We start from the raw sequence: 11347 nt of genomic DNA, 5'->3' as shown, positions 1-11347 counted from the left end.
CGAGAGCGTGTCCCCGATGTTCAGGATGATCCCGTCAAGCAGGAAGCGGGTCTTGCCGGCGAAGAGCACGAAGAGCATCAGGGCGACGCACAGGATCACGTTGAGTTCCGAGAGCCGGCGGATGCCCTTTTCCACGCCGGTGAGCACCGAGACGGTGGCCATGACCACGGCGATGACGATCAGGGCGATCTGCACCGAGGTGCCCTCGGGGATGCCGAACATGAAGTTCAGGCCAAAGTTCAGTTGGGCCACCCCGATGCCCAGCGAGGTGGCGATGCCGAAGATGGTGCCGAGCACCGCGGCGATGTCCACGCCGTGGCCCAATGGGCCGTGGATGCGCTTGCCCAGGATCGGATAGAGCGCCGAGCGGATCGACAGCGGCAGGTTGTGGCGGTAGGCGAAGTAGCCCAGGGCCAGGCCGATCAGGGCATAGAGCCCCCAGCCGAGGATGCCGTAGTGGAACAGGGTCCAGGCCAGCGCCTGGCGGGCGGCTTCCACGCTGGAGCCCTCGCCGGTGGGCGGCGCCAGGAACTGGGCRACGGGTTCGGAGACCGAGAAGAACATCAGGTCTATGCCGATCCCGGCGGCGAACAGCATGGCCGTCCAGGTGAAGAGGTTGAAGGTAGGGCGGGAGTGGTCCGGGCCCAGCCGGGTCTTGCCGACCTTGGAGACGGCGATGGAGATGACGAACACCAGCACGGCCACCACGACCAGTGAGTACCACCAGCCGAAGGTGGTTCCGACCCAGCCGACCACCGCGGTGATCACGGCGTCGGCACCGGCCTGGTCGATCATGGCCCAGAGGGTGAAGGCCAGGATCGTGGCGGCGGAGCCGAAGAACACGACCTTGTTGATGCGGGTCGGTTTCAGGCTCGGTGGTTTCGGATCAGCGTGTTCCGACGCGGTGACCGCCGGATGAATGGTTGGTTCCAAGGTGTGCCCCGTTCGTTGTGCGGTTAAAGGAGGATCGGTGAACGTCAGTTCGTCGTGAGACGGTTTTCACAGGTGTTCATGCCATTTCGGGATGCGCGGCCTGCCCCATCGGGCGACCGGATCCCAAGATAAAAGCCGGTTCGAAACCACAGCCACAGCAGGAAACGGCTTGCATCACGGCCGGGGTGTGGATGCATGCGACTACGACCACGCCGGGACTGATCGTCCCGATGGCTCACAGGGAGCCGCTGGGATCCTGCCCGGACGTGCGCGTCAACCTGATCCCCGTGCTGTCGGGAACTCGGCATCGGCGAAGCCGCTATTGGGCCGACTATGCTAGCTGCTGCCAAGGCCGTGTTCTGCAGAATATTTCACAATGAACATCATCCAAGGGTTGGCGTGTACGAATGTTCACGATTGCGCTGGTTTGGCCCGGTGCTGGCACGGGTGGAAAGGGAAACGAGCACCTGCACCAAGTTCGTTTGGCCGAGTCGGATCTGCCGTTGGATCCCCGCAGGCTAGGGGGGCCCGGCGGCCAGCTGCCTCTCCGCTGTCATGGTGGAGCCGGTCCTGGAGGTCCGGATGAGGTCCGCGCAGCGCTCTCCGATCATCATGACGGTGACGTTGGGATTCACCGTTACGTGCTCAGGCATAACAGAGGCATCGGCCACACGTAGGCCCGTGACACCCTTGACCCGCAGCTCTGGGTCAAGCGGTGACATGTCGTCGTCCACTGGGCCCATGCGAACGGTGCCGACAGGGTGGTAGACGGTGTTGTGTGTCTTTCGAATGTAGTCCTGCAGGTCCTCGTCGGTCTGGGCCTCGATGCCAGGTGAGAGCTCCCGTCCGGTCCACTGGGCCATAGCGGGCCGGGCGGCGATGTCGCGGGCCTTGCGAATACCGGCAACCATGATGCGCATGTCGTGCCCGTCGGGATCAGTGAAGTACCGCGGATCAACAACGGGCTTGTCGCGAAAGTCCCGGCTGCGCAGCCGGACGGTGCCGCGGGACCGGGCATGGGTGACGTTCGGGGTGAGGCTGAACCCGTTCTCCGTGGTCGGGTAGCCATACCGCACGGTGTTCATATCGAACGGGACCGAGCCGTAGTGCATCATCAGGTCCGGTCGATCCAGGCCGGCCTCGGTCGGGGTGAAGATGCCGATCTCCCACCACTGCGTCGATGTCTGGACCATCGGCTGTCTGGCTTCGAACTGCACGACGCCTTCGGGATGGTCCTGCAGGTGCTCGCCGACGCCCGGAGAGTCGACCAGGACCTCGATGCCGTGCCCGGCGAGGTGGGTGGCGGGTCCAATGCCGGAGAGCATCAGCAACTTGGGTGAGTCGATGGCTCCGGCGGATAGGATGACCTCGAGCCGCGCGGAGAGCCGGTGGGTCCGTCCGAATGCGGAGTCCACAATGTCGACGCCGGTGCAGCGCTTGTCCGCATCGAACACCAGCTGCCGGGCGCGCAGCCCGGTCAGCAGTGTGAAGTTCTCGCGCTCCATGATCGGGTGGATATAGGAAACAGAGCTGGAGGAACGGGTGCCGTCCGCGCGGCGGTTGATCTGGAAAAAGTTGGCACCGTTGATCACGGTGGTGCCGGTGTTGAACTTCGCGCGCGGAATGCCGGCCTGCTCACAGGCATCCAGGAGCGCGATGCCGGCGGGATCCACCGGTGGCACGTTCATCAGGTGCACCGGTCCCGAGTCGCCGTGGTGTGGTGCGTCCGGGCCGGCGTCCTCGTTGTTCTCCAGCCGCTGGTACAGCGGCCAGGCGTTCCCAGCGTTCCAGCCGGTGGCGCCGTACTTGGACTCCCACTCGTCCAGGTCTTCGCGCGGGGCCCAGAAAGCGATACAGGAGTTGTGGCTGGAACACCCCCCCATGATCTTGGCACGGGCGTGGCGCAGGAACGAGTTGCCGTTCTCCTGCGGTTCGATCGGATAGTCCCAGTCGTAGCCGGATTCCAGCAGCTCCATCCAGCGGTCAAGCTGCAGTACTTCAGATACGCCGCGGTCATCCGGGCCAGCCTCCACCAGCGCCACGGACACCGCCGCATCCTCGCTCAGCCGGGCGGCGACTGCGGCTCCGGCAGATCCGCCACCGATGACGATGTAGTCGAATTCTCGGTCACTGAGGTTCTCGACGTTGTCGATATGCATTTAGTTCTCCTTGCCGTGGTCAGCGAACCAGCCGGTCACTTGGGGACTGATGTTCTGGTAGATGTGTTTGGCTTCCTGGTACTCGGCCAGACCGGTGGGCCCGAGCTCGCGGCCGACGCCGGACTGGCCAAAGCCGCCCCACTCGGCTTGCGGCAGGTAGGGGTGGTAGTCGTTGATCCAGACGGTGCCGTGCCGCAACCGGTTGGCCACGCGTTGGGCCCTGCCGGCGTCCTGGGTCCACACCGCGCCGGCCAGGCCGTAGGGGGTGTCGTTCGCGATTGACACTGCCTCGTCCTCAGTGCGGAACGTCTCGACGGTGACCACCGGGCCGAAGGCTTCATCAACGACGACGGTCATTCCTTTCTGCACACGGTCCAGGACTGTCGGCAGGTAATAGAACCCGGCGTCGTACCCCTGCTCTTCGGGCGGCATGCCACCGCACCGCAGCCGCGCACCCTCCTCGACTCCGCGCTGGACGTAGGCGTGGACCTTCTCGCGGTGGGCCGCGGAAATCAGCGGTCCGGTTTCCGCCGCCTCATCGAACGGGCCGCCGAGGCGGATGCCCTGTGCGCGGCGGACCAGTTCATCGACGAAGCGCTCGGCGATCGATTCCTCCACCACCAGGCGCGCTCCGGCGGAGCAGACCTGCCCAGAGTGCACAAAGGCCCCGTTGAGCGCATTGTCCACGGCGGCGTCGAAGTCCGCGTCAGCGAACACCACGTTGGGGTTCTTGCCGCCGAGCTCCAAGGCCACCTTCTTAACGGTGCCGGCGGCCGCGGCGGCAATACGTTTGCCGGTCTCCAATCCGCCGGTGAAGGACACCAGGTCGACGTCGGGGTGTTCCGAGAGCGGGGCGCCCACCTCCGCGCCTGGACCCGTAACAAGGTTGGCGACGCCGTCCGGCAGGCCCAGGTCCTGCAGCAGCTGCATGACCAGGATGGCGGTGGACGGGGTCAGTTCGGAGGGCTTGAGGACGAAGGTGCAGCCGGCCGCCAGCGCGGGGGCGATCTTCCACGCGGCTTGTAGCAGAGGGTAGTTCCATGGCGTGACCAAGCCGCAGACACCCACCGGCTCATAGACAATCCTGCTGACGACGCCGGGGTCCCCGGCATCGACCAGGCGGCCCGCCTGCTGCCCCGCGAGCCTGCCGAAATATTCGAAGCAGGCGGCGATATCGTCGATGTCGATCCGGCTTTCAATAATCCGTTTCCCGGTGTCCAGCGATTCGGCGCGGGCGAACTTCTCACGGCGTTGCCGCAGTTCCGCCGCGACCTTGAGGAGGAATACGCCGCGCTCGGGTGCCGGGATCGATGCCCAGACGCCGGAATCAAATGCCGCCCGGGCCGCAGCGATGGCGCGCTCGGCGTCTTCCCTACCGGCCTCGGACACTGTGGCGACCAGTTCGCCGTCGGCCGGATTATGGATTCTCCGCACCGCGCTGGACGCGGCCGGCTCCCACGAGCCGTTGATGAACAAGGTTGCTGCGGTATCGGTCATTGTGTCTCCTCAAGTGGTATGGCTTCGCTAACACGGCGACCTGCCGGCCAAGAACCCATGGCGATGTCTGCTCCCCCGCACCCACACGGCCCGGGGGCCCCTGTGGCGCGGGCAGATCGAAGATTTGCAGATGCGCTGCGTGGAAGGCTTGACGCGTAATCCCGCGCTGCCTCTACCGCCGTGGGCTGTGCTTTCAGGCCAGCGCGCCGCGACCCCCGAGGAGAAGCGCCGGCATTTGGCGCCGGCGGCCTCGGCGGCCCCTAATCGGAAGCTGGAGTGGTGTGGCGTGAGTCATATGAAGACAGTAGTTGATGTTGAACAATCGTTCAAGAGTCGCATTGAACAAATGTTCAGCATGGGGCCTCAGGCCGCGGTGCCGGAAACTGGAGGGTCAGGAGTCTTGGGGCCCGTCGGGGCCGTGCCCGTTTTCCCGCGGAGCGGCGAACGCGATGCGTTCGGTGCGGATGATGCTTCTTTCGATGGCTGCCGCGTCTATGCCAAGGAGCGCCGTTAGCCACATGCCGTTCTGTACGACGACGATGTCATCTGCGCGCTCCCTGCACGCACCGCGGGTAAGCCCGGGGTTGGCACTCCCTATCAGCGTTGCTAGCGCGTCAAGGTATCTGTCGAACGCTGCCGCGTTGATCAGGGCGAAGTCCTCATCGGCCTGCGCGAGAGCCCATAGGTGGAGACGCAGAGACAGATATTGTGTGGTCAGCAGTTCTGCGCCCGCAACGCGCCGAAGGGCCTTGCGGAGCTGTACGTCCGGGGGCGAGGCCGGATCGGGCTCGACCAGTATCCGGTCATGCTCGTCGACCCGGTGCAAGATCGCCCGGATCAAGCTCGCCTTGTCTTCGTAGTAATAATTGACGAGCCCCAATGCAACGCCCGCTTCGCGCGCCACGGCACGCATATTCACGCCTGAGATGCCATGGCGTGACAACAGATCCAAAGCCGCTTCGAGGATGCGGGACTGCCTGTCAACCTGTTCGCCGGAATTCCCGCTAGTTGTAGCCACCCGGCCAGACTATTGCAAACACCGCACGAGTGCACCTCGAAACCAGCTGGCTCCCCGATGCCCGTGGTGGCCGTCGTCGATGGAGCAGGTGGTGGGGCGTGTGCATCAGAACCMCGCCACTTGTGACCAGCCGCCGATAACGGCACATATGTTTTGTGTCTCGGAAGATCTTCCCTGCTGCGGTTTTTGCCTCTTGGACCGGGTCTGTCCATCCCGCCTTCCTTGGACCTGAGCCATCGCGCCGAGGGAAGAACCCGCACTGCTCCCTCGGCGGCCAGGTCAAGCATGCTGCATGTCGCACCGCTGGGCGTGGTCTGCGCGGTGGCTTCCCTGGCGGGCCGGGGCCGGTCGCTGCGGGCCAGGGCGCCAGGCGGTCACTGCCGGGCGAGGGCCTCCTCCAATCCGTTCAGGATCAGGTCGAGCCCGTACTCGAATTCCTCTCCATAGTCGTAGCCGGGCTTCATGACGTGGTCCGTCACGAACTCTGCCAGGTTCGGGTAGTCGTTCGCGGGAAACGGCTCGAACATGTCCCGGGCCATTGCGGCCATTTCGTCCTCGGTGTCGAAGGGGATGTTCATCCTCGTCAGGGCGAAGCCGTAAATGTACCCGTCAAGCAGTGAGTAGGCGTGGGCCACCATCGCGATGTCGAAACCCGCCGAGCGCAGCTTGCCGATGACCGCGTCGTGATGGCGCAGGTTGGCCGGCCCGGGACGTCTCCGGGACTCCATCAGGCCGATGGCCCAGCGGTGGCGGGCGAGGACATCGCGAAGCGACAGTGCCCGGTCCCGCATGGCCGTCTTCCAGTGCGCACCGCCCAGGGGAAGGGTGATTTCGCTGAACAGCACATCGATCATCGCATCGATCAGGTCGTCCCGGTTTGAGACGTGGCGGTACAGGGCCATGGGGGCGACCTGCAGAATCCCGGCGACCTGCCGCATGGTCAGCCCGTCCAGCCCGGCTGAATCTGCACGCCCAATCGCCGCATGCACCACACGCTGCCGGCTCAGAGCCGGACGTGGATCCTCAGGCTTCATCGCCGTTGCGGCCATTGGCACTCCCCCGTTCTGTCGAGAGTCAAAGATACCCTTGACCCTCCCGTGTACTTTGTACGCACTTACATATACATTGTACGCATAGCGTGGCGTCGTTCACGTTCACGACCCGAAAGGAACGCCATGAAATCCCCAGACGGACTATTCCTTGAGCAACCCCCGGGGGTTGCGCCGGCCTCACCCAAGCGGCTGGCAAGGATCGCGGGCCTCTTCTACCTCGTCGTGGGGATCACGGGAGGCTTCTCCGAGGGCTTCGTCGATCCCTTCCTGCATGTTGCCGGTGATGCGGCCGCCACCTCCGCAAACGTAGTGGCCCACGAGGGGCTCCTGCGCCTGGGCGTCATCGCCCACCTCACGGATGCGGTGTTCTTCCTGCTCACCGCCGTGACGCTCCACCTGTTGCTCAGGCACGTTGGCAGGCATGCGGCCCGCCTCATGGTGGTGCCGGTTTTTGTCGCCGCCGGCATCATCTCCATCAGCGCAGTCTTCACGTTCTCAGCGATGCTGGTCGCCACGGATGSTTCCTACGCGACCGCGTTCGGGCCAGCAGGCTCCAGCGCGCTCGTGCTGCTCATGCTGGAAATCCAGCACTTCACCGTTCTTGCCGCCCAGGTCTTCTTCGGCCTGTGGCTTGCGCCGTTGGGGTACCTGGCGTGCAAGTCCCGGCTGTTTCCCAAGGCACTGGGCATCATGCTGATGCTGGCCACGGTCAGCTACCTGGTTGACGTCGTCGTGGCGTTCCTGCTCCCCGGGCTCGCTGGCCAGATCCACGGCTACCTGGGTATCGTGCCGGCCACCGCAGAGATCTGGATGGTCCTGTACCTGCTCACCGTGGGCGTACGCTCTGCGCGCCCCCTGGCCCAGATACCCGCCGGGGAAGCGGCACCGGCCCCCGCCCCGAGTCAAAGCGCGACGACCCGGCCGTCGACCGGACCGTAGTCCCCACCGAGGATCGACAGGACATGCCCGCCGGTCCAGGGCCCCGGGTCGTCCCGGCACCTTCAACTGAAAATCGGCCCCACCCCACCCCAGGAGAAGAGCATGCAGGCAATCACCAGCCGCACCTACGGCGAACCATCGGTCATCCACATCGAAGAACTCCCCGCCCCCGTCCCGAAAAGCCAGGAAATCCTGGTCCGCAACCATGCAACGGTCGTCTCAGGGGCGGAATCCACTGCACGCAGCGGCGAGGACTTCTTCGCACGGCTCTACTTCGGCCTGACACGGCCGCGCTTTCCCATCCTGGGGACCAGCTTCGCCGGTGAAGTCCACGCGGTGGGCAGCGCCGTGACCAAGTACCGCGTGGGCGATCAGGTCATGGGATCGCTTGGACCCACCCTTGGCGCCCATGCCCAGTACGTCACGACACCTCAGGACGGCATCGTCGCGGTGAAGCCCGCCTGCCTGTCGTGGACGGACGCCGTCGCCAACCTTGACGGCGCTCTCACGGCGCTGCCCTTCCTCAGGGACGCCGCCGACCTGAAGGCAGGACAGTCCATTCTGATCAACGGCGCCTCCGGCGCGGTCGGAACCGCGGCCGTCCAGCTCGCCAAGCACTTCGGGGCAATTGTCACCGCCGTCTGCAGCACCGCGAACCTTGACCTGGTGAGATCCCTCGGCGCCGACCACGTCATCGACTACACAGCGGAGGACTTCACGGAGGCCGGTCAGGAATACGACGTGGTCTTTGATGCGGTCGGCAAGAGCTCCTACACACGCTGCCGGAAGCTCCTGAAACCAGCAGGTATCTACCTGACCACCGTGCCCTCCATACCGATCCTGATGTGGACGCCGTGGACCGCCCTCTTCGGCAAGACCAAGGCAGGCATCATGTTCACCGGACTTCGGAAGCCCGCGGCCATGGCCAGTGATGTGAAGTTCATGGGCAACCTGGCGGCGGCGGGACACTACCTCCCGGTCATCGACCAAACCTACAGCCTGACCGAAGCTGCATCCGCGCACGCCCGGGTCGAAACAGGGCACAAAAAGGGCAGCGTCGTCATCTCCCTGACGGCTCCCGGCGAGCAGCCGGCCCCCGTGGCCGCGGCGGAAGTTCTCCCTGCGGCGCCCACCGCCAGCGGTACACACACCATTTAGGTGAGGCCATGGCAACCGGTGACGGCAGCGCATCCGTCTGGCCAACAAGAGCACAGTGCCGGTCGCCTGACCTCCCGAACAACCGAAGGCACCCCCTCCATCACGCGGGTGCCTTCGGCCTTTTCGCAGAGCCCTCAGTTGCCGGCGATACTGACGGTCTCGCTTGGTTGCCGTGCGGCGGCTTCGCAGAGCCCTCAGTTGCCGGCGATACTGACGGTCTCGCTTGGTTGCCGTGCGGCGGCGGCATGGTTCAGATCGATGACTATCCGATCGGTCGAGCCACCCGCCGACGGCACTTACGACCTCGCAGCGCGGATCGAGCTATTGCCTGGCGCGGATCTCTATGGCCCCTGCCGGCCGCTGTCCAACTCGAGGGACGGTGCCGACCGGGGGCTTGGCGTAGCGGGGTTCATCCGATCGAGCGAGGGCAAACCGCACACCCGTGAAATAGTCGTTTTTATGTCGTTTCCGATATCACTGGATGCAGAGTTCATTGCCCTCGGGATCGGCCATAACGACGAAGTCCGCGCTCCGGGAGAGCACCGTGGCTCCGGCTTCGATGCACCGCGGCACGTGTGCCTCGATCTGTTCGTCTCGCTGCGCGCTCGAGGCACCGGCGACCACAATGTCGAGGTGGACACGGTTCTTCGCCATCTTCGGTTCCGGGACGGGCTGGAAGAACAGCCGCGGCCCGGTTCCGCCCGGATCCACCAGGGTCCCGTGCCAGCCCTCCGGCGGGATGCCCTGCTCGATGGCCCAGAATCGGGTCATGACCCCTAGGTCGTGGCAATCGAATGTCACATGGAATGTATACGCCATGTCTTCATGGCTAGCCGTCAAAGACGTGTTTTGGCTTGACGCCCGCCCCCCGGAAACGAACGACAAGGATTCGGGAGTTTTCAGAATCACCGGCCATTGATTCAGCGCTCCCTACGATCTGTAGTGAACCGTTTGTAAGTGTTGGTGGTGGCTGGCCCAGGCCTTTCGCAGCTCCATGTCCGCCGCTCCCCCTGGCATCCGGGTCTTCAGAATTGACGGTCGGAATCCCATACTGGATTGACGAGACCGCTTGCGTCACGGGCGGCCGAAATGCTGGACACGTCAAGGCAGGAGTCCCTCATGAACGGCAAAGACAAATCGCAGTCCATCATGCGGCGAAAGCCCATCGACGAGATCGAGGAAGAGAACAAGCACAGCGGCCTGCACAAGTCCCTCGGGCTGTGGCAGCTGACCGCAATTGGTGTTGGCGGCATCATCGGTGTCGGCATCTTCTCCCTTGCCGGCCTGGTGGCCCACGGCAGCGGCACCGAACCCGGCGTCGGGCCCGCGGTCCTGATCTCCTTCCTGATCGCCGGCCTGGCATCGGCGGCGGCGGCCCTCTCCTACGCCGAGTTCGCCGGCATGATCCCCCGCGCAGGCTCCGCCTACACCTACGGCTACGTGGCCCTCGGGGAAATCATCGGCTGGTTCATCGGCTGGGACCTGCTCCTGGAATACATCGCCATCGTCGCGGTGGTGGCCATCGGCATCTCCGGCTACTTCTCCGCCTTCCTCGCCGGCATCGGGCTCAACATGCCCGCCTGGGCCGCCTCCACCGCCGACGAGGGACGCGGCGGCATCATCAACATCCCCGCCATCGCCGTCTGCGTCCTGGTGACTTGGATCCTCTCCCGCGGCACCAAGGCCTTCGGCCGCTTCGAACTGGTGGCCGTCGCCATCAAGGTCGTGCTGATCCTTTTCATCATCGGCCTGGGCGTCTTCTACATCGACACCGGCAACTACAACCCGTTCATGCCCAGCGGATTCGGCCCGGTCATGGCCGGAGCCGCAACGGTGTTCTTCGCGGTCTTCGGCTACGACGCCATGAGCACCGCCGCCGAGGAATCCACCGACGGCAAGAAGCACATGCCCAAGGCCATCATCTTCTCCCTGGTCATCGCCATGCTCCTCTACGTCGCGGCCACCCTGGTGCTGACCGGCATGCAGAACTACCGGGACATCGACCCGACCGCCGGCTTCGCCTCCGCGTTCAACGGCGTGGGGCTCGGAGTCATTGCCACGATCATCTCCGTGTTCGCGGTCCTGTCCATCCTCACCGTGATGCTCACCTTCCTGCTGGGTGTCACCCGCGTCTGGTTCTCCATGAGCCGCGACGGGCTGCTCCCGGGCTGGTTCTCCAAAACCGACCGCCACGGAACTCCCCAAAGGGTCACCTGGATCGCCGGCATCGCCTCCGCACTGCTGGCGGGAGTCTTCCCGATCAAGGCCGTCGCCGACCTGACCAACATCGGCATCCTGGCCGCTTTCGTGGTGGTCTGCCTGTCGGTGATCATCTTCCGCTACAAGAGGCCCGAAGCCCCGCGGACCTTCCGGCTCCCCTTCATGCCCGTGGTCCCCGCCTTCGGCATGTTGGCCTCCGGGTTCCTGATGCTGCAGCTGCACTGGGAAACCTGGCTCCGCTTCGTCGTCTGGCTGGTGATCGGCCTGACCATCTACTTCACCTACGGACGCAAGCACTCGCTCATGAACCCGGACAGCCCCCGGCACGACGAGCGCGTGGTGCTGCCGCACTCGGAATCTTGATCCTTGGC

The 11347-nt window shown here is 64.8% G+C and carries 9 protein-coding genes; 3 read left to right on the top strand and 6 right to left on the bottom strand.

The genetic code is table 11. The features are described 5' to 3' along the window. The 5 genes from BLJ79_RS15975 to BLJ79_RS15955 all read right to left on the bottom strand — a co-directional run. Positions 1-933, bottom strand: a 933-nt coding sequence (locus tag BLJ79_RS15975; RefSeq protein WP_502686106.1) for a BCCT family transporter, incomplete at its 3' end; no start/stop codon positions are given. 518 nt (positions 934-1451) lie between these two features. Next, positions 1452-3092, bottom strand: coding sequence for a GMC family oxidoreductase (locus BLJ79_RS15970; protein ID WP_071215718.1), 1641 nt, complete (start codon positions 3090-3092; stop codon positions 1452-1454). Next, entirely contained in the window at positions 3093-4589 is a 1497-nt protein-coding gene (locus BLJ79_RS15965) for an aldehyde dehydrogenase family protein (protein ID WP_071215717.1), read from the bottom strand. Between the two features lie 391 nt (positions 4590-4980). Further along, complete coding sequence (locus tag BLJ79_RS15960; RefSeq protein WP_071215716.1) at positions 4981-5607, bottom strand: TetR/AcrR family transcriptional regulator; 627 nt, start codon at positions 5605-5607, stop codon at positions 4981-4983. A gap of 374 nt (positions 5608-5981) precedes the next feature. Continuing rightward, positions 5982-6545 (bottom strand): TetR/AcrR family transcriptional regulator C-terminal domain-containing protein, encoded by a 564-nt coding sequence (locus BLJ79_RS15955; protein ID WP_286135459.1) that lies wholly within the window; start codon positions 6543-6545, stop codon positions 5982-5984. Between the two features lie 237 nt (positions 6546-6782). On the opposite strand from BLJ79_RS15955, the gene BLJ79_RS15950 reads away from it, so the two are divergent. Together BLJ79_RS15950 and BLJ79_RS15945 are read left to right on the top strand one after the other, a co-directional pair. Continuing rightward, complete coding sequence (locus tag BLJ79_RS15950) at positions 6783-7598, top strand: DUF4386 domain-containing protein (protein WP_071215714.1); 816 nt, start codon at positions 6783-6785, stop codon at positions 7596-7598. Positions 7599-7700: 102 nt separating this feature from the next. After that, positions 7701-8756, top strand: a complete 1056-nt coding sequence (locus BLJ79_RS15945; RefSeq protein WP_071215713.1) for an NAD(P)-dependent alcohol dehydrogenase — start codon at positions 7701-7703, stop codon at positions 8754-8756. Between the two features lie 474 nt (positions 8757-9230). On the opposite strand, the gene BLJ79_RS15940 is transcribed toward BLJ79_RS15945, so the two are convergent. Next, complete coding sequence (locus BLJ79_RS15940) at positions 9231-9575, bottom strand: VOC family protein (protein WP_071215712.1); 345 nt, start codon at positions 9573-9575, stop codon at positions 9231-9233. A 300-nt stretch (positions 9576-9875) separates the two neighbouring features. Between BLJ79_RS15940 and BLJ79_RS15935 the strand changes: the two genes are divergently transcribed. Beyond that, positions 9876-11339, top strand: coding sequence for an amino acid permease (locus BLJ79_RS15935; protein WP_071215711.1), 1464 nt, complete (start codon positions 9876-9878; stop codon positions 11337-11339). The last annotated feature ends 8 nt before the right edge of the window (positions 11340-11347 follow it).

Origin of the sequence: Arthrobacter sp. UCD-GKA (assembly GCF_001863355.1) — a bacterium.
In the GTDB taxonomy this organism is placed as follows: domain Bacteria; phylum Actinomycetota; class Actinomycetes; order Actinomycetales; family Micrococcaceae; genus Paeniglutamicibacter.
Note: the sequence above shows the minus strand (reverse complement) of the source record. Positions and strands in the feature narration are given on the sequence as shown.